The 17,955-nt window shown below is 71.3% G+C and carries 14 protein-coding genes; 5 read left to right on the top strand and 9 right to left on the bottom strand.

Annotated features, from left to right (window positions below; translation table 11 throughout):
- Positions 1-51 precede the first annotated feature (51 nt).
- Positions 52-2,241 (bottom strand): S9 family peptidase, encoded by a 2,190-nt coding sequence (locus tag OG618_RS23145; RefSeq protein WP_329489455.1) that lies wholly within the window; start codon positions 2,239-2,241, stop codon positions 52-54.
- A gap of 316 nt (positions 2,242-2,557) precedes the next feature.
- Here OG618_RS23145 and OG618_RS23140 point away from each other — a divergent pair, with 316 nt between their 5' ends.
- From OG618_RS23140 to OG618_RS23120, 5 genes are all read left to right on the top strand, one after another.
- Positions 2,558-2,752: a DUF2304 family protein gene (locus tag OG618_RS23140; RefSeq protein ID WP_045939028.1), complete on the top strand. Its 195-nt coding sequence runs from the start codon at positions 2,558-2,560 to the stop codon at positions 2,750-2,752.
- Positions 2,753-2,783: 31 nt separating this feature from the next.
- Positions 2,784-3,683, top strand: a complete 900-nt coding sequence (gene mshB, locus OG618_RS23135; protein ID WP_329489454.1) for an N-acetyl-1-D-myo-inositol-2-amino-2-deoxy-alpha-D-glucopyranoside deacetylase — start codon at positions 2,784-2,786, stop codon at positions 3,681-3,683.
- A complete protein-coding gene (locus OG618_RS23130) occupies positions 3,680-4,141 on the top strand; it encodes a DUF6113 family protein (RefSeq protein WP_329489453.1) in 462 nt (153 codons plus the stop codon). The genes mshB and OG618_RS23130 overlap by 4 nt, the downstream gene beginning before the upstream one ends.
- 238 nt (positions 4,142-4,379) lie before the next feature.
- The gene (locus tag OG618_RS23125; protein ID WP_329489452.1) at positions 4,380-6,671 is read left to right on the top strand and encodes a peptidoglycan binding domain-containing protein; all 2,292 of its coding nucleotides are present in this window, start codon (positions 4,380-4,382) and stop codon (positions 6,669-6,671) included.
- 178 nt (positions 6,672-6,849) lie between these two features.
- A complete protein-coding gene (locus OG618_RS23120; RefSeq protein WP_329489451.1) occupies positions 6,850-8,559 on the top strand; it encodes an ABC transporter family substrate-binding protein in 1,710 nt (569 codons plus the stop codon).
- A gap of 58 nt (positions 8,560-8,617) precedes the next feature.
- On the opposite strand, the gene OG618_RS23115 is transcribed toward OG618_RS23120, so the two are convergent.
- The 8 genes from OG618_RS23115 to OG618_RS23080 all read right to left on the bottom strand — a co-directional run bounded on the left by OG618_RS23115 (position 8,618) and on the right by OG618_RS23080 (position 17,906).
- The gene (locus OG618_RS23115; RefSeq protein ID WP_329489450.1) at positions 8,618-9,637 is read right to left on the bottom strand and encodes an ABC transporter ATP-binding protein; all 1,020 of its coding nucleotides are present in this window, start codon (positions 9,635-9,637) and stop codon (positions 8,618-8,620) included.
- Positions 9,630-10,730 carry an ABC transporter ATP-binding protein gene (locus tag OG618_RS23110; RefSeq protein ID WP_329489449.1) on the bottom strand — a complete coding sequence of 367 codons (1,101 nt, stop codon included), beginning with the start codon at positions 10,728-10,730 and terminating at the stop codon, positions 9,630-9,632. Before OG618_RS23110 ends, OG618_RS23115 begins: the two co-directional genes overlap by 8 nt.
- A 15-nt stretch (positions 10,731-10,745) precedes the next feature.
- Positions 10,746-11,720 carry an ABC transporter permease gene (locus OG618_RS23105; protein WP_329489448.1) on the bottom strand — a complete coding sequence of 325 codons (975 nt, stop codon included), beginning with the start codon at positions 11,718-11,720 and terminating at the stop codon, positions 10,746-10,748.
- Positions 11,713-12,657 carry an ABC transporter permease gene (locus OG618_RS23100; protein ID WP_329489447.1) on the bottom strand — a complete coding sequence of 315 codons (945 nt, stop codon included), beginning with the start codon at positions 12,655-12,657 and terminating at the stop codon, positions 11,713-11,715. The genes OG618_RS23105 and OG618_RS23100 overlap by 8 nt, the downstream gene beginning before the upstream one ends.
- 93 nt (positions 12,658-12,750) lie before the next feature.
- Complete coding sequence (locus OG618_RS23095; protein ID WP_329489446.1) at positions 12,751-14,400, bottom strand: peptide ABC transporter substrate-binding protein; 1,650 nt, start codon at positions 14,398-14,400, stop codon at positions 12,751-12,753.
- Between the two features lie 412 nt (positions 14,401-14,812).
- Complete coding sequence (locus OG618_RS23090; RefSeq protein WP_329489445.1) at positions 14,813-15,934, bottom strand: ABC transporter ATP-binding protein; 1,122 nt, start codon at positions 15,932-15,934, stop codon at positions 14,813-14,815.
- Positions 15,927-16,976, bottom strand: coding sequence for an ABC transporter ATP-binding protein (locus OG618_RS23085; RefSeq protein ID WP_329489444.1), 1,050 nt, complete (start codon positions 16,974-16,976; stop codon positions 15,927-15,929). Before OG618_RS23085 ends, OG618_RS23090 begins: the two co-directional genes overlap by 8 nt.
- A 15-nt stretch (positions 16,977-16,991) precedes the next feature.
- A complete protein-coding gene (locus tag OG618_RS23080; protein ID WP_329492231.1) occupies positions 16,992-17,906 on the bottom strand; it encodes an ABC transporter permease in 915 nt (304 codons plus the stop codon).
- Between the last annotated feature and the right edge of the window lie 49 nt (positions 17,907-17,955).

Genomic DNA, 17,955 nt, shown 5'->3' with positions numbered 1-17,955 from the left:
GGCCCCGGCGCCCTGACGGCCCCCCTCCGCTGAACCTCGCAGCCGCCCGCCTCAGAGGCCGAGCGACTTCTTCATGAAGTCGACCTGGAGCAGCAGCAGGTTCTCCGCGACCTCCTCCTGCGGGGTCATGTGCGTCACGCCCGAGAGCGGCAGCACGGTGTGCGGCCGGCCGGCCGCGAGCAGGGCCGAGGAGAGCCGCAGGGTGTGCGCGGCCACCACGTTGTCGTCCGCCAGACCGTGGATGATCATCAGCGGGCGCTCCAGCCCGGCCGCGTGGCCGGTCAGCGAGTTGGCCGCGTAGACCTCGGGCCGCTCGGCGGGGTGGCCCAGGTAGCGCTCGGTGTAGTGGGTGTCGTACAGCTCCCACTCGGTCACCGGGGCGCCGGCCACGGCCGCGTGGAAGACGTCCGGGCGGCGCAGCACGGCGAGCGCCGCGAGGTAGCCGCCGTACGACCAGCCGCGGATGGCGACCCGGCCGAGGTCCAGCGGGAACTCCTCGGCGAGCGCCCGCACCGCGTCCACCTGGTCGTCCAGGGTCGCGCCGGCGAAGTCGAAGGCGATCGACTTCTCCCAGGCCGGCCCGCGCCCGGGGGTGCCGCGCCCGTCGGCGACGACCACCGCGAAGCCCTGGTCGGCGAACCACTGCGAGTTGAGGTGCGGGTTGTGCGCCTGGACGACGCGCTGCCCGTGCGGGCCGCCGTACGGGTCCATCAGGACGGGCAGCAGGCCGTCCCGCTCGCGGTCGTAGCCGGTGGGCAGGAAGACCGCGGCGGGGATGCGGCGCTCGCCCGCGAAGCGGAACACCGGGCGCGCGGTGAGCACCGGCGTCTCGGCGTAGGACGCGACGGTGGCGACGACGTCGACCACCACGCCCTCCGGGAGGTCCCGGGCGACCTGCACCAGCGTGCCCGGCAGGTCGGGCTCGGCGGTGGCCCGCACGGTGATGCCGGCCGCGTGCACCGCCGACGTGACCGAGGTGAACGGCCGGTCGTTGGCGGCCTCCCAGGAGAGCCGCTTGCCGTCGTGGCTGATCCGGCCGACCGCGATCCAGCCCGGCTCGGGGTCGGTCTCGCCGGCGCCGCCGGAGGCGGTGAAGAAGACCTCCTCGGCCGTCACCGCCACCACCGAGCGCACCAGCAGGTCGGCGCCGGTGACGGTCTGGTCGCCGATCACCAGCGCCCGCACGCCGTCCTCGCCCGCGCCGTCGGAGATCCGGACCAGCTTGCCGTCCGGCGTCCAGGCGGGCACGCCCTGGAAGAGCTCCAGCCAGGCGTCGTCGTGCTCCTCGAACAGCACCTCGGTGGCGCCGGTCTCGACGTCCACCCCGAGGATGCGCTGGCTGCGCTGGTCGCGGGCCTGGACGAGCAGCAGTGGCACGCCGCCCGCCGACCAGTGCACCCGGGCCAGGTACGGGAAGGCCGCGTCGTCCCAGCGGACCTCCGTCCGGCCGCCGTCCAGGCCGATCAGCCAGAGCCCGACGCCGGCGTTGGCGGTGCCGGCCGCGGGGTAGGCGATCTCGGCGGGCTCGGTGCCCGGGTTGGCCGGGTCGGCGATCCACCAGCGGCGCACCGGGGTGTCGTCGGCCCGCTCGACCAGCAGCCGGTCGCTCTGCGGCGACCACCAGAAGCCGCGGTCGCGGCTCATCTCCTCCTGGGCGATGAACTCGGCCTGGCCCCACGTCACGCCCGGGCCGTCGGGCTGTGCGAGGGCCCGGTCGGCCGTCCCGTCGGCGCGGGTGAGCCGCAGCTCGCCGGCGGTGTTGGCGTAGGCGACGTGGACGCCGTCCGGGGCGAGGCGGGGGTCGACCACCGGGCCCTCGGCGGGCAGTTCGACGGTGCCGCCGGCGACCAGGTCGGCCGTGAAGAGGCGGCCGGAGAGGGCGAAGGCGGCCAGCGCGCCGGCGCCGTCGAGGGAGTAGCCGACGATGCCGGCCGAGCCCTCGCGGCTGCGCTCGCGGCGGGCCTTCTCGGCCGGGGAGAGGTCCTCCTCGCCGCCGCCGAGCAGGGCGACCGGATCGGCCGCGATCCGCTCCTCGCCGGTGGCGGTGTCGAGGGTCCAGAGGCGGTTGGCCCGGTCGCCGGCGCGGGGGGTCTCCCCGGCCGAGGGGCGGGGCAGGGAGCGCAGGAAGACGACCCGGGAGCCGTCGGATGCGACGGAGAAGGACCGGGGGGCGCCGACGGTGTAGCGCAGGGTGCGCGCGTACTGCCGCGGGAAGGTGTCCGCAGGGGTGTGGGAGGTCATGGCACCAGACCCTATGACGTTCCCCCGCCCCCACCCGGAGGATTTTGATCACTCGTTCGGAGCATCGTCGACCGGGACCCCCGAACGGGGTCCACACCCCTTCCGACCGGCCCATGCGCCCCATTTGTGCCACCATGCCCCGGCGCGTGCAGCCTCACTGAACGTAATGCGCCCCTCACACATCGGGTATGACTGGTTCAACGAGTGATCGTCAGGCCCCGTCCCGGGCCCCGGTCGCCCGACCGCAAGTCCCGCACGGTCCCGACCGCCGCCCTCCCCGAGGGGGTGGCGCACCCGAGAAGGGGTGTGAGCCGACATGGCTTTGTCCATCTCCGCAGCCATGCTGATGCTGGTCATCGTGGTGGTGCTGATCCGCCGCTCCGGCCTGAAGCTCGGGCACGCGATCGTCTGCGCGCTGCTCGGCTTCTACCTGGCGTCCAGCTCCATCGCGCCGTCGATCAGCCAGGTCACCAGCAACCTCGCCGGAATGATCAACGGCCTGAAGCTCTGACCCCCCGCACGCGGTCGTTAGGCTTCCTCCCATGACCGCGACTACCGGCCGCCGCCTGCTCCTGGTGCACGCCCACCCCGACGACGAGTCGATCGGCAACGGCGCCACGATGGCCAGGTACGCCGCCGAGGGCGCCCTGGTCACCCTGGTGACCTGCACCCTCGGCGAGGGCGGCGAGGTGATCCCGCCGGAGCTGGCCCACCTGACGGCGGATCGGGACGACACCCTCGGCCCCCACCGGATCGGCGAGCTGACCGACGCCATGCGCGCCGTCGGCGTCGCCGATTTCCGCTTCCTCGGCGGCCCCGGCCGCTACCGCGACTCGGGGATGATGGGCGTCCCCGACAACGACGCGCCCGGCTGCTTCTGGCGGGCGGACGTGGACGAGGCGGCCGGCCACCTGGTCGCGGTGGTCCGCGAGGTGCGGCCCCAGGTCCTGGTCACCTACGACGAGGACGGCGGCTACGGGCACCCGGACCACATCCAGGCGCACCGGGTGGCGATGCGCGCGTACGAACTGGCCGCCGACCCGGCGTACCGGCCCGACCTGGGTCCGGCCTGGCGGATCGCCAAGGTGTACTGGAACCGGATGCCCCGGTCGGTGATCGAGCGGGGGCTGGCCGAGACGGCCGCCAAGGCGCCGTCGCCCGGCGTCGCGAGCCCCTCCGACGTACCCGGCGTGGTGGACGACGCCGTGGTCACCACCGTGCTGGACGGCGCCGCGTACGCCGACCGCAAGGCGGCCGCGATGGCCGCCCACGCCACCCAGATCACCGTGCACGGCGACTGGTTCACGCTCTCCAACGACCTCGGCCAGCCGCTGGTCGCCACCGAGTACTACCAGCTGGTCCGCGGCCGGGCCGGACGGCCGCTGCCGGAGGACGACCTCTTCGCCGGCCTGGACAGCACCTTCGAGGAGAGTGCCCGATGACCGAGCCCGCCACCCCGCAGGCCCGTCGCCGCTCGATCCCGGCGGCCGTCCTCGGCACCCGCGCCGAGCGGCTGGCCGAGCCGCAGCCCCCGCGGATCGGGCGGATCGCGGCCTATGTCCTGTTCTTCCTGCTGGGCGTCGCGGTCTCGGTCTGCGGAGCATTTGTGCAGGCCTTGTGGCCGCCCGTGGGAGTCCTGCTGGCGCTCGCCGCCACCGGCGCCACGTTCTACGCGGGCCTGCGGGTGACCGGCACCCGGCTCGGCGCCGCACTGCCGGCGGCCGGCTGGTTCCTGGCACTGCTGCTGGTGATGGTCCCCCGGCCCGAGGGCGACAACGTGCTCTGGACCAACGCCACGTCGCTCGCCTGGCTGTTCGCGGGCTCGATCCTGGGCGTGATCTGCGCCACCCTGCCGACCCGGACGAGCTGGTTCCCCGGAGTGCCCGGCCCGCCGCGCTGACCGCCCCGGCGGCCCGCGTACGGTACCGCGTACGACGCGCAGTCAGGACCACACAGCCGTACTCTCATACCGGAGGAACCGGACGTATCAGGTTCTATCCGAACCGGTTCACCGGTCAGTTCTTCCCAGTATGGTGGTGCCGCAGAACGCCCGTACCCCACCGCCGCCCGCCAGGCCCGGCGACCACGAACCGCGGTCGCGCCGCACGGCCCGCCCGCGAACCCGGAGCAGAGCAGCATTGAGCAGCCGCGAATCTGACAACGCCCACCCGACGCCTCGGCGGACGGGCCCGGACGCCTACCCGTCGGGCACCCCGCCCTACGGCACACCGGGTTTCCCCGGCGGCGACCGCGCGGGTGCCGGTGCCGCCCCGGGCTCCGCGTCGGCCGGGGAGGACGAAGCCCCGAAGACGGAGACCACGCTGACCACGCGGGTCCGGATCAACATCCCGGGCTCGCGCCCGATCCCGCCCGTGGTGGTCCGCAGCACCGTCAAGAACGAGGACGGCCAGGGCGAGGAGGCCCCGCCGGCCGCCGCCGAGCCGGCCGGACCCCGGCACCGCTCCGCCGCGTCCGCCTCCCCCGTCCTCGGGGTGATGGACGGCGGCGCGCGGACGGCCACCCCGCCGAACCTGCCGCCGGAGTGGGAGATCCCGCCCGCGACCTCCGAGTCGGAGTCCACCGGCGCGTGGTTCCGGCCGCGCCAGAAGAAGGGCCCGGCGGAGCCCGCCGCCGTCCCGGCCGGCGCCGCGGACGCCCCGGCCGACCCCTTCGCGCCGGGCCCCGCGCCCGCCCCCGGCACCGAGGCCCGCCCGAACGGCGCCCGGCCCAAGGCCGCCCGCCCCGCCCGGACCGCTGGCCCGGACACGGCCCGCCCGAACGGCCGGGCGGTACCGGCGCAGGCCGCCGCCCCGCGCCCGACCGGCGCGCCCGCCTCGCCGTTCGGCACCGGCGCCGGCCCGGACGCCCCGGCGGACGAGGCCGGCGTCTACGAGGACGCCCCGGCGGACCCGTTCGCCACCGGCCCCGGCGCCGACCCCTTCGGCCCGGGCCCCGGCGCGGACCCGTTCGCGGCCCGCCGCGCTCCGCAGGGCCAGGGCCAGGGCCAGGGCCACCCGATGGCCGGACCGGCCGACGCGGCGAACCCGGAGGACACCTCGGTGGACGGCTTCGCGCCGATCCGCGAAGAGGCCCTCCCGCCCGCCGCCATATCCGGCCTGCCCGGCGGCACGGCCCAGCACGGCCTCCCGCCGAACGGCTCCCCGCAGAACGGCCTGTTCGCCTCGGCCCCGGCCGGCGCCGATCCGTTCGCCGCCCAGCGCCCCCAGGCCGGCGCGGAGCCGTACGGCTCCGCCGCCCCCGGCGGCCTCTTCCCCGGCGTTCCCGGCGTCTCCGGCGCCCAGCCGACGGCCCCGCCCGACCCGCAGGCCGGTCGGCCGGGCGGCCCCGGCAGCGCCGCCCCCGGCCGGCCGTACCCCGGCGGCCCGGAGGCCGAGGCCGGTACCGCTCCCGCCCCGAAGCAGCCGGCGCCCGCCGCGCCGCAGGCCGCCAAGGCGGCCACCGGCAAGGCCCGGCCGAGCCGCGGCAAGAAGCTCGTCAAGCTCGGCGTCTACGGCGTCGCGGGCGTGCTCTTCCTCGGCGCCGCCGCGTACGGCACCGGCCTGATGCTGAACCAGTCCGACATCCCCAAGGGCACCGTGGTGCTCGGCACGGACATCGGCGGCAGCAACCGCGACCAGGCGATCCACCAGCTCGACGAGACGGTCGGCAAGGCCGGCCAGCAGCCGGTCAAGCTGAAGATCGGCGACCAGGCGATGGACCTCGACCCGACCGTCGCCGGGTTGAGCTTCGACACCACGGCCACCGTGGACCGGCTCACCCAGCACTCCTACAGCCCGGTCGACGTGATCACCTCGCTGAAGGGCGACGAGAAGGCCGTGCCGCCGGAGGTCAAGGTGGACCGGGCCAAGCTCAAGGCCGCCCTGGAGGGGCTGGCCGCCGGGTCCGGGCAGGGCCTCCAGGAGGGCTACGTCAGGTTCGGCGACGCCGGCGAGCCGGTCGTGGTGCCCGGCAGGGCCGGCCAGGCGGTCGACGCCGCGTCCGCCGTGGACCAGGTCGAGCAGGCCTACCGCGACCGCGCCACCGGCAAGGCCGAGCAGCCGGTCGCCCTCACCGTGACGGCCGCCCAGCCCAAGGTCTCCCCGCAGGCCCTGCAGGCCGCCGCGGACAGCCTCGGCAAGTCCGCGGTCAACGGGAAGATCCACATCACGGCCGGCACCAAGACCTGGGACTTCGGCCCGAAGACCGCCCCCAAGACGCTCACCCTGGTGCCCGACGCCGCCGGCAAGATCGTGCCCAAGTGGGACCTGGACGCGCTCGCCGGCCAGTTGGGCACGGTGTTCGACAAGCTGAAGATCAAGAAGAACGGCCAGACCGCCGCGATCACTCCGCAGGACGTCGCCGACGCCATCACCTCGGTGCTGGACAAGACCGGCGACAAGGAGCGCACGGTCAAGTTCACCGTCGCCTGAGCGGAGCCTCCCACCGCCCGGGGCCGGCCCACCGGTCCCGGGCGCACGGCGAGTGGACGAACGACCGAGGGGCGGGCCCGGATCCGGGCCCGCCCCTCGACAACTCACCACCCCGGTCATCAAGATGTGACGCCGTACCCTCCGTCACGTCCTTCACATCCGCACCGGGAGCAGCATCATGGGCCGCCTCACCTCGCACCGCACGGCCCTGCTCGCCGGCCTCACCGCCGTCTCGCTCTCGCTGACCCTCTGCGCCTGCGGCTCCGGCACCGGCGGCGCCCAGGCCGCCCCGACCCCGCTCGAATCGCCCAAGCTCACCGCGGTCGACATCAATCCGCACGACCGTGCCGAGCTCCGCCCGGGCGGCACCCTGCGGGTCGCGGTCGCGCAGTACTCCACCCAGTGGTCGCCGATCCACACCGACGGCAGCGAGTCCTCCACGGTCACCGTCACCAAGCCGCTGCTGCCGACCTTCTTCCGCTCCGACGCGGCCGGCACCCAGAGCATCAACCCGGCCTACCTCCAGGACGCCCGGTCCGAGTTCCGGGACGGCCACCAGGTCGTCACCTGGACGCTCAACCCGAAGGCGAGGTGGTCCGACGGCACCCCGCTCACCTGGCGCGACATCGCGGCCAACTGGCACGCCCTGAACGGGAAGGACCCCGCCTTCAAGGCCTCCAGCAGCACCGGTTTCGAGCTGGTCTCGTCGGTCGAGCGGGGCCGGGACGACTTCCAGGCCGTGATGACCTTCGACAAGCCGTTCTCCGAGTGGCAGTCGATGTTCAACGGCGCCGCCAACGCCCCGCTGCTGCCCGCGAGCCGGATCGCCACCGCGGACCTGTTCAACTCCGCCTACCTGGACGCGATACCGGTCACCGCGGGCCCGTTCAAGGTGGAGAAGCTGGACCGGGCCGCGCAGACGGTCACCCTGGTCGCCGACCCCGGGTGGTGGGGCGAGAAGCCGCTGCTGGACCGGATCGTCTTCCGTGCCATGGTGCCCAACACGATGGCCGCCGCCTTCGCCAAGGGTGAGATCGACTTCTTCAACAACGGCCCCGACGTGGCCGGCTACCAGCTCATCAGGAGCACCAAGGGCGCCGCCGTGCGCCGCGCCGGCGGGCCCGACTTCCGCCAGTTCACGCTGAACAGCCACAGCCCCCTGCTGACCGACCCGGCCGTCCGGCAGGCCCTGTTCCAGGCGATCAACCGGGACGCCATCACCCGCTCCGACCTCAGCGGCCTTGACTGGCCCACCGTCACCCTCAACAACCACCTGCTGGTGGCCAACCAGAACGCCTACCGGGACAACTCGCTCGGCCTGAGCCGGTTCGACCCGGCCGACGCCGTCCGCAAGCTGGACGCGGCGGGCTGGAAGCTCGACGGCGACGTCCGCAAGAAGGACGGCCGGGAGCTGAACCTGCGGATGGTGATCCCGGCCGGGGTCACCCAGGCCCAGAACGAGGCCGCCGTGACCACCCGGATGCTCAAGAACGTCGGCGTCAAGGTCACCACGGTGACCGCCGCCGCCAACGAGTACTTCGACAAGTACGTCAACCGCCACGACTTCGACATCGCCGCCTACTCGCTGCTCGGCACGCCCTTCCCCGCCAGCGGCAACCGGGCCAACTTCGTCCAGAACGGCGGCACGAACCACTCCCTGGCCGGTAGCGCCACCGCCGACGCCGCCCTCGACCGGGCCGCCGCCGCGACCGACGCGGCCACCGCCTTCGAGGCCATCAACCAGGCCGACGGCGAGCTGTGGAAGGTGGCCGGGGTGCTGCCGCTCTACCAGCGCCCGCAGCTGTACGGCGCCCGCGCCGACCTGGCCAACATCGGCGCGCAGGGCCTGTCCGACATCGTCTGGGAGAACGTCGCCTTCCAGCGGTGAACGGCCGGGCGGGCCGGGCCCCGGGGAGCACGCCCCGGGGCCCGGCCCGCCGACCGGTTCAGCCCGCGCCGATCACGTCCCGGACCTCGGCGAAGTGGCACGCCGAGTCGTGCGCCGCCGCGCCGCTGAGCGTGCCGGGCACCGCCAGCAGCGGGACCTCGGTGGCGCAGCGCTCCTCCGCCTTCCAGCAGCGGGTGCGGAACCGGCAGCCGGACGGCGGGTTGGCCGGCGACGGCAGGTCGCCGGTGAGCAGGATGCGCTCGCGCTGCTCCCGCCCGGTCGGGTCCGGCACCGGCACCGCGGAGAGCAGCGCCTGGGTGTACGGGTGGGTCGGGTGCGAGTAGATCTCGTCCTCCGTGCCGATCTCGACCATCTTGCCGAGGTACATCACGCCGACGCGGTCGGAGATGTGCCGGACGATCGAGAGGTCGTGCGCGATGAACATGTACGAGAGCTCGAACTCGCTCTGCAGCTGCTCCAGCAGGTTGATCACCTGCGCCTGGACGGAGACGTCCAGGGCGGAGACCGGCTCGTCGCAGATGATCAGCTCCGGCTTGAGCGCCAGCCCCCGGGCGATGCCGATGCGCTGGCGCTGGCCGCCGGAGAACTGGTGCGGGTACCGGTTGATGTACTCCGGGTTCAGGCCGACGACGTCCAGGAGGTCCTGGACGGCCTTGCGGCGGTCGCCCTTCGGCGCCACCTCCGGGTGGATCTCGAAGGGCTCGCCGATGATGTCGCCGACCGTCATCCGCGGGTTGAGCGAGGTGTACGGGTCTTGGAACACCATCTGGATGTTGCGGCGCACCGCCTTCAGCCCGGCGCCGGAGAGCCGGGTGATGTCCTGGCCCTTGAACAGCACCTGGCCGGAGGTGGCACGCTCCAGGTTCATCAGCACCTTGGCCAGCGTGGACTTGCCGCAGCCGGACTCGCCGACGATGCCGAGCGTCTCGCCCTTCATCAGCTCGAAGGAGATGCCGTCGACCGCCTTCACCGCGCCGACCTGCTTCTTGAAGACGATGCCCTGGGTCAGCGGGTAGTACTTGACCAGGTCCCTGACCTCCAGGATGGGCTCAGCCATGGAGGGTCTCCTTCCAGAAGTGGCAGGCGCTGCGGCGGCCCGGCAGATCGGCCCCGTCGGAGTCCAGCACCGGCACCAGCCGCGGGAGTTCGCCGCGGCAGCGGTCCGCCGCCCGGTCGCAGCGCGGGTTGAACGCGCAGCCCTCGGGGATCCGCAGCAGGCTCGGCGGCAGGCCCTGGATGGCGTAGAGGTTCTGGCCCTTCTGGTCCAGCCGGGGAATCGACCGGAGCAGGCCCTTGGTGTAGGGGTGGGCCGGCCGCGCGTACAGCTCGTGCACGGGGGCGGTCTCGACGATCCGGCCCGCGTACATCACGGCGATCTTGTCCGCGACGTCGGCGACCACGCCGAGGTCGTGGGTGATCAGGATCAGGCCCATGTTGAACTCGGCCTGCAGCTCGGCCAGCAGGTCCATCACCTGGGCCTGGACCGTGACGTCCAGGGCGGTGGTCGGCTCGTCCGCGATGATCAGGTCCGGTTCCAGGGCCAGCGCCATCGCGATCATGATGCGCTGGCGCATGCCGCCGGAGAACTGGTGCGGGTAGTCGCCGACGCGCTGCCTGGCGGCGGGGATGCGCACCCGCTCCATCAGCTCGACGGCCCGCTCCTTGGCCTCCTTGCGGGAGGCCCCCTGGTGCACCCGGAACATCTCGCCCAGCTGGTAGCCCACGCTCAGCACCGGGTTCAGCGAGGAGAGCGCGTCCTGGAAGATCATCGCGATCTTCCGGCCGCGGACCGCCCGCCGGGCCTTGGGGCTCATGGTGAGCAGGTCCTCGCCCCGGAACCGGATCGAGCCGGCGGTGATCTTCCCCGGGGGCATGTCCAGGATGCCCATGATCGCCTGCGCGGTCACCGACTTGCCCGAGCCGGACTCCCCCAGCACCGCCAGGGTCTCCCCGGCCGACACCGAGTAGCTCACGCCGTTGACGGCCTTGGCCACGCCGTCCCGGGTGTGGAACTCGATGTGCAGGTCGTCGACCTCCAGGAGCGGCGTTCCGGGCACCAGGTTCTCCCGGCCGCCGCCGATCACCTCCACGGCGTCCCGGCGCGGGGTGCCGTCCTTCGACTGCTTCGACAGCTTCGTCGTGTCACTCATCGTCCGCGGCCCTCCTCAGCGCAGCTTCGGGTCGAGGGCGTCGCGTACCGCGTCGCCGAGCATGATGAACGCCAGCACGGTGATGCTCAGCACCGCGGCCGGGAAGAGCAGCACGTGCGGCGCGGTCAGGAAGCGGGACTGCGCGTCGCTGATCATCAGGCCCCAGGAGATCGCCGGGGACTGGATGCCGATGCCGAGGTACGAGAGCGCGGCCTCGGCACCGATGTAGACGCCCAGGTTGATGGTCGAGACCACGATCACCGGGGCGACCGCGTTCGGCAGGATGTGCCGGGAGACGATCCGCCCGGTGCCGGCGCCGAGCGCCTTGGCCGCGACCACGTAGTCGTTGTGCTTGTTGGAGAGCACCGCCGAGCGCATCAGCCGGTAGATCTGCGGCCAGCCGAGGACGGCCATCACGGCGGAGACGGTCCAGGCGTTGCCCTTGCCCCAGGTGGACATGATCAGCATGCCGCCGAGCAGCAGCGGGATGGCGAAGAAGATCTCGGTGACCCGGGAGAGCAGGCTGTCCCAGATCCCGCCGATCCAGCCGGCCCAGAGGCCCAGCGTGCCGCCGACGGCGACCACCAGCGAGGTGGTCAGGATGCCGACGATGATCGAGTTGCGGGCGCCCCAGACGGTGCGGGTGTAGATGTCGCAGCCCTGGACGTCGAAGCCGAACCAGTGGTCGGCGCTGGGCCGCTTCAGCGAGTCGGACAGGTTGCAGAAGCCCGCCGAGGTCGGGTCCCCGTCGGTGAACAGGCTCGGGGCGACGGCGAGCGCCACCATGAACAGCGCCAGGAACCCGCCGATCAGGAACAGCGGATTGCGCCGCAGGTCGTACCAGGCGTCGGTCCAGAGACTGGCCACCCGCTCGTTGCCGGTCCGGCCGGCCTCGGCGTCCTTGGTGAGCACCGCGGTCCCGGGCGCCGCGGAGCCGGGCTGCTCGGGGATCGCCACCTTGGTGTCCTCGCTCTTCGTCGGCTCACTCATAGCGGATCCTCGGGTCCAGAACGGCGTACAGCAGGTCGACCACCAGGTTGGCGAACAGGTAGACGAGCACCAGGGCGCTCACGATGCCCACCACGATGGTGCGTTCGCGCAGGTAGACGGACTGGAAGAGCTGGTGTCCGACCCCGGGGATGTTGAAGATGCCCTCGGTGATGACCGCGCCGCCCATCAGCCCGCCGAGGTCCATGCCCAAGAAGGTGACGATCGGGATCAGCGCGTTGCGCAGGCCGTGCCGGACGACCACCCGCAGCGGGCTGAGGCCCTTGGCGACCGCCGTGCGGACGTAGTCCGCCCGCATCACCTCGATCAGGCTGGTCCGGGTGAGCCGCGCGATGTACGCCAGCGAGGTGGAGGCGAGGACGTAGGCCGGTAGCAGATAGGACCGGAAGCCGGCGTCCTCGTTGAACGAGACCGGGAAGAAGTCGATGCCGTAATCGGTGTTGAGCTTCACCCCGAGCACCAGTTGCAGCACGAAGCCGATCACGAAGACCGGGATCGAGATGACCATCAGGGTCGAGATCAGCACCACGTTGTCGATGAACTTGCCGCGGCGCAGGGCGGCGATCACACCCGCGGTGACACCCACCACCATCTCGATGACCAGCGCGGTCACCGCCAGGTTGATGGTGTACGGGAACGCCGTCTTCATGACGTCCACGACCTCGTTGCCGCGGTAGTCCTCCCCGAAGTCGCCCTTGAACAGGCCGACCAGGTAGTCCCAGTACTGGATGAAGAACGGGTCGTCCAGGTGGTAGCGGTCCCGCAGGACCGCGACGACGGCAGGGTCCTGCCGTTTCTCACCGGCCAGTGCCGTGATGGGGTCGCCAGGCAGCAGGAAGACCAGTGCGTAGATCAGGAACGTCGCGCCGAGGATCACAGGTATGGCCTGGATGATCCGGCGGACCACATAGCGGCCCATGCGGCCTCCTCGTGGTTCGGGGCACGCCCGTGACGGGCGGCACGGGGGTTGCCCGCGCCACCCGTCCCGGCGTGCCGGTCAGCTGGATGTCGGTCAGGCCAGTTCGACGTTGGCCAGGTCCATCTGTCCCTGGGCGTTGACGTTCACGTTCTTGACGGTCTTGGTGTACGCCGCGGAGGACATGTAGGTGTAGACCGGGATGTACGGCAGGTCCTTGACCAGGATGTCGTCGGCCTGCTGGTAGAGCTTGATGCCCTCGGCGTCGGTCTTGGCCGCGTCCGCCTTGGACAGCAGGGCCTCGAACTCCTCGTTGACGTAGCCGCCGTAGTTGGACCCGTTGTCGATGGCGACCTTGGAGAAGATCGGCCGCAGGTAGTTCTCGATCGACGGGTAGTCCATCGACCAGGCCATCCGGAAGGCGCCGGAGTACTTGTGCTCGCCCAGCGCGGTGAGGATCGCGCCGAACTTCTCGAACGGCTTGAAGGTGACCTCGATCCCGAGGTTCGCCTTGAGCTGGTTGCCGACGGCCTCGATCCACTCCTTGTGGCCGCCGTCGGCGTTGTAGCCGATCTCCAGCGTGTTGCCGGGCAGGCCGCCGGCCTGGGCGAAGAGCGCCTTGGCCTTCGCGGGGTCGTACTTCGCGGCGTCGCCGAGCGCGCCCTGGCGGTACCCGGGAATGATCGGGTTGATGAAGTCGTCGGCGGGCTTGCGGGTGCCCGAGAAGATGGTCTTGGTGATCGATTCCCGGTCTATCGCCATCGAGATCGCCTTGCGGAGGTCCGGACTGGCGAATGCCGGATTCGTCGAGATCGGGAATCCGAGGTAACCGACGCCGGAATCCGGCTTGTAGATGTAGCGGTCGCCGAACTCCTGGGCGACGGTCGCCATCGCCGAGATCGGCAGCTTGTCGGTGATCTGGATGTTGTCCGCTCGCAGATCGTTGTACGCGGTGTCCAGCTTGTCGTAAATCTTGAACGTGACGGAATCCAGCTTGGCCTTTCCGTCGGACGCCGGGAAGTTCTCGAAGCGCTTCACCTTGATCTGCTTGTTGTGCTCCCACTTCCCGTCGATCTGGAACGCGCCGTTGCCGATCGGCGCGTCCTCGAAGGCCTTCGGGTCGGTGAAGAACGCCTTCGGGAGCGGGAAGAACGCGTTGTAGCCGAGCATCGTCTTGAACTGCGAGAACGGCGCCTTGAGGGTGACGGTGAAGGTCTTGTCGTCGACGACCGCGAGGCCCTTGAGCTTGTCGGCGGTGGGCTTCTTGTCCTTGCCGGGGGCCAGCTCGTCGGAGCCGAGGATCTTGTCGAAGAACGGCAGGGCCTCCTGCGCGTTGTCCTGGTTGGCACCGTAGTTCCAGGCATCGACGAAGGACTGGGCGGTCACCTTCTCGCCGTTGTGGAAGGTGTAGCCGTCCTTCAGCTTGATCGTCCAGGTGGTGGCGTCCTGGCTCTCGATCGACTCGGCGACCCGGAGCTTGGGCGAGTTGTCCTTGATGTCGTAGTCGACCAGGCCCGCGAAGATCGCGTTGAGCACCTCGGCACCCTCGGACTCGGAGGTGTTCTGGGGCACCAGCCCGTGCTGCGGCTCACCCAGCTCGACGCTGATCGAGCCACCCTTCTTGTCCGACCCGGCGCCGCTCGCCTCGCTGGAGGACTTCTTGTCGCCGCCGGTGCTGCAGGCGGAGATCGCGAGTGCGGTGCACGCCGCGAGCGCGGTCCAACGCATGGTCTTGGTGAGCCTCATTCAAGTGCCTCTCGATTTAGGGGCTTACGAACGAACGGCGCCTCGCCAGTCGGTGTGCCGGGCATGGCAAGGGTCGACATCTCAGGGCCGATCCGCACAGTTGGCGAGGTGACCACTGATACGCGCAGAGCAACTATCGATCACCCGACCCCTCCGGCGGAATCCGCCTCACATCTCTTTTCAATTACATGCTCAGACCAAGTCATGACAATGCTCGCCAAATTCCGGCATATCGAACCTGGAATGCCGCGTTCCGGTTTCCGGATAACGAACAATAAGCTCCGGTATTCGATGCTTTACGGAGCGTAATGATCATTTTCGGGCCGGGAATTCCGGCGTTTCCGCAGGACAACGCAAGGGCGCGCCCTCCGGAGGGAGGACGCGCCCTTGGTGCGTGGTCAGGACAACTGTGTCAACTGGATTCGGGTGGGGGTTCCGGCGTGCCCGCCGCGCCCTCCCCGCCGTCCGGGCCCCCGCGCTCCGCCGCGAAGTGGCAGGCCGAGTCGTGCCGGGCGTGCCCGTCCAGCCAGGCCGGGGCGGCCAGCAGCGGCACCTCCACGGCGCACCTGTCCCGCGCCTTCCAGCAGCGGGTGCGGAACCGGCAGCCGGACGGCGGGTTGGCCGGCGACGGCACGTCCCCGACGAGCACGATCCGGTCCCGGGACTCGCGCGCCGTCGGGTCCGGCACCGGCACCGCGGAGAGCAGTGCCTGGGTGTACGGATGCGTCGCGTGGTCGTAGATCTCCCGGTCGGAGCCGATCTCCACCATCTTGCCCAGGTACATCACGCCGACCCGGTCGGAGATGTGCCGGACGATCGAGAGGTCGTGCGCGATGAACATGTACGAGAGGTTGAACTCGCCCTGCAGCTGCTCCAGCAGGTTGATCACCTGCGCCTGGACGGAGACGTCCAGCGCCGAGACCGGCTCGTCACAGATGATCACCTCCGGCTTGAGCGCCAGCCCCCGGGCGATGCCGATGCGCTGGCGCTGACCGCCGGAGAACTGGTGCGGGTACCGGTTGATGTACTCCGGGTTCAGACCCACCACGTCCAGCAGGTCCTGGACGGCCCGGCGCCGGTCGCCCTTCGGCGCCACCTCGGAGTGGATCTCGTACGGCTCGCCGATGATGTCACCGACCGTCATCCGCGGGTTGAGCGAGGTGTACGGGTCCTGGAACACCATCTGGATGTTGCGCCGCACCGCCTTCAGGGCGGAGCCGGAGAGCCGGGAGATCTCCTCCCCCTTGTAGCGCACCGATCCGCCGGTGGCCGGCTCCAGGTTCATCAGCACCTTGGCCAGCGTGGACTTGCCGCAGCCGGACTCCCCCACGATGCCGAGCGTCTCCCCCTGCATCAGGTCGAAGCTGACCCCGTCGACCGCTTTCACGGCGCCGACCTGCTTCTTGAAGACGACGCCCCTCGTCAGCGGGAAGTGCTTGACCAGGTCCCGGACTTCGAGGATCGGTTCGCCGGGCCGCACGGCCTGCGCGAACGCCTCCTCCTTGGGCACCGCGGGCCCGAGCGGGCTAGCCATGGAGGGTCTCCTTCCAGAAGAAGCAGGCACTGCCCCGCCCGGCCAGCTCGCTGCCGTCGTCCGCGGTGACCTGGAAGAGCTCGGGCACCTCGGCCCGGCAGATGTCCTGGGCGCGCGGGCAGCGCGGGTTGAACGCGCAACCCGGCGGGATCCGCAGCAGGTTGGGCGGCAGCCCCTTGATCGCGTAGAGCTCCTGGCCCTTCTGGTCCAGCCGCGGGATCGAGTCCAGTAGGCCCCGGGTGTACGGGTGGGCCGGCCGCGCGTACAGCTCGTGCACGGGGGCGGTCTCGACGATCCGGCCCGCGTACATCACGGCGATCTTGTCCGCGACGTCGGCGACCACGCCGAGGTCGTGGGTGATCAGGATCAGCCCCATGTGGAACTCGGCCTGCAGCTCGGCCAGCAGGTCCATCACCTGCGCCTGCACGGTCACGTCCAGCGCGGTGGTCGGCTCGTCCGCGATGATCAGGTCCGGCTCCAGGGCCAGCGCCATCGCGATCATGATGCGCTGGCGCATGCCGCCGGAGAACTGGTGCGGATAGTCGTTGACCCGTTCCTTCGCCGCCGGGATGCGCACCCGGTCCATCAGCTCGACGGCCTTGGCCTTGGCCTCCTTGCGCGACGCCCCGTGGTGGGCCCGGAACATCTCGCCGAGCTGGAAGCCCACGCTCAGCACCGGGTTCAGCGAGGAGAGCGCGTCCTGGAAGATCATCGCGATCTTCTGGCCGCGGATCTTCCGGCGCTCCTCCTTGCCCATCGTCAACATGTCCCGGCCCCGGAAGCGGATCTCGCCCTGCGGGATGCGGGCCGGGGGCATGTCTAGGATGCCCATGATCGCCTGCGCGGTCACCGACTTGCCCGAACCGGACTCCCCCAGCACCGCCAGGGTCTCCCCCGCCCGGACGCTGTAGTTGACCCCGTTGACCGCCTTCGCCACGCCGTCCCGGGTGACGAACTCCACGTGCAGGTCCCGGACGTCCAGCAGCGGCCCCTCGTAGGGCGTCTCCCGCTGGGGCTTGCCGGTGTCGACAGCTGTGGTCACGATGAGTCCCCTCGCTCAGCGAAGCTTCGGGTCGAGGGCGTCGCGCACCGCGTCACCCAGCATGATGAAGGCCAGCACGGTGATCGAGAGCGCCACGGCCGGGAAGAACAGCACGTACGGGGCCGTCCGGATGACCTTCTGGGCGGAGGCGATGTCGATGCCCCAGGAGATGGTCGGATCCTGCAGGCCGATGCCGAGGAAGCTCAGCGTGGCCTCGGTCGCGATGTAGCCGCCCAGCGCGATCGTGGCGACGACGATCACCGGCGCGATCGCGTTCGGCAGGATGTGCCGGAACATCAACCGCCCGGTGCTCGCGCCGAGCGCCCGGCCGGCCACCACGTAGTCGGACTGTTTGACGGTCAGGACGGCCCCGCGCATGACGCGCGCGATCTGCGTCCAGCCGAGCACCGCGAGGGCGATGACCACGCTCCACACCGTGCGGGCGGAGAACGCGCCCAGCAGGACCAGCGCGCCGAGCAGCAGCGGGATACCGAAGAAGATGTCGACGACGCGGGAGATCACGGCGTCCACCGCGCCGCCGAAGTACCCGGCGACCATCCCGGTCAGCCCGCCGAGCAGGGTGACCCCCAGGGTCACGAAGATGCCGACGGTGATCGAGGCGCGGGCCCCGTAGACCACCCGGGCGTAGATGGACCGGCCCTGGCCGTCGTAGCCGAACCAGCCGGCGCCGAAGAAGTCCGACCAGTCCGGGCGCTTGAGGTAGTCGTTGACCAGGTCGGCCTTGCGCGGATCGGCGTCGGTGAAGGCCCAGGGGAAGATCGCCATCACGACCAGCAGGAGGATCAGGACCGCCGAGATCAGGAAGATCGGCCGGCGCCGCAGGTCCCGCCAGGCGTCGCCCCACAGGCTGCGGGCCTCCTCCCGCTTGGCCGGATCGCCCTCGACCAGGGTCTCCTGCTCGACCGCCATGCCCTGCTCGCCGGCGTAGTCCAGGTGGTCGAGACCCGGGGCCGCGTGC

The sequence above is a fragment of the Kitasatospora sp. NBC_01246 genome (assembly GCF_036226505.1).
In the GTDB taxonomy this organism is placed as follows: domain Bacteria; phylum Actinomycetota; class Actinomycetes; order Streptomycetales; family Streptomycetaceae; genus Kitasatospora.
The sequence above is the reverse complement of the archived record's forward strand: the minus strand, read 5'-3'. Positions and strand labels throughout refer to the sequence as shown.

Coding starts and splice junctions, on each gene's coding strand:
- OG618_RS23140 (WP_045939028.1), top strand. CDS start 2,558: ATGGCTTTGTCCATCTCCGCAGCCATGCTGATGCTGGTCATCGTGGTG.
- OG618_RS23095 (WP_329489446.1), bottom strand. CDS start 14,400: ATGAGGCTCACCAAGACCATGCGTTGGACCGCGCTCGCGGCGTGCACC.
- OG618_RS23080 (WP_329492231.1), bottom strand. CDS start 17,906: ATGGCGGTCGAGCAGGAGACCCTGGTCGAGGGCGATCCGGCCAAGCGG.
- OG618_RS23090 (WP_329489445.1), bottom strand. CDS start 15,934: ATGGCTAGCCCGCTCGGGCCCGCGGTGCCCAAGGAGGAGGCGTTCGCG.
- mshB (WP_329489454.1), top strand. CDS start 2,784: ATGACCGCGACTACCGGCCGCCGCCTGCTCCTGGTGCACGCCCACCCC.
- OG618_RS23145 (WP_329489455.1), bottom strand. CDS start 2,241: ATGACCTCCCACACCCCTGCGGACACCTTCCCGCGGCAGTACGCGCGC.
- OG618_RS23100 (WP_329489447.1), bottom strand. CDS start 12,657: ATGGGCCGCTATGTGGTCCGCCGGATCATCCAGGCCATACCTGTGATC.
- OG618_RS23115 (WP_329489450.1), bottom strand. CDS start 9,637: ATGGCTGAGCCCATCCTGGAGGTCAGGGACCTGGTCAAGTACTACCCG.
- OG618_RS23110 (WP_329489449.1), bottom strand. CDS start 10,730: ATGAGTGACACGACGAAGCTGTCGAAGCAGTCGAAGGACGGCACCCCG.
- OG618_RS23105 (WP_329489448.1), bottom strand. CDS start 11,720: ATGAGTGAGCCGACGAAGAGCGAGGACACCAAGGTGGCGATCCCCGAG.
- OG618_RS23120 (WP_329489451.1), top strand. CDS start 6,850: ATGGGCCGCCTCACCTCGCACCGCACGGCCCTGCTCGCCGGCCTCACC.
- OG618_RS23130 (WP_329489453.1), top strand. CDS start 3,680: ATGACCGAGCCCGCCACCCCGCAGGCCCGTCGCCGCTCGATCCCGGCG.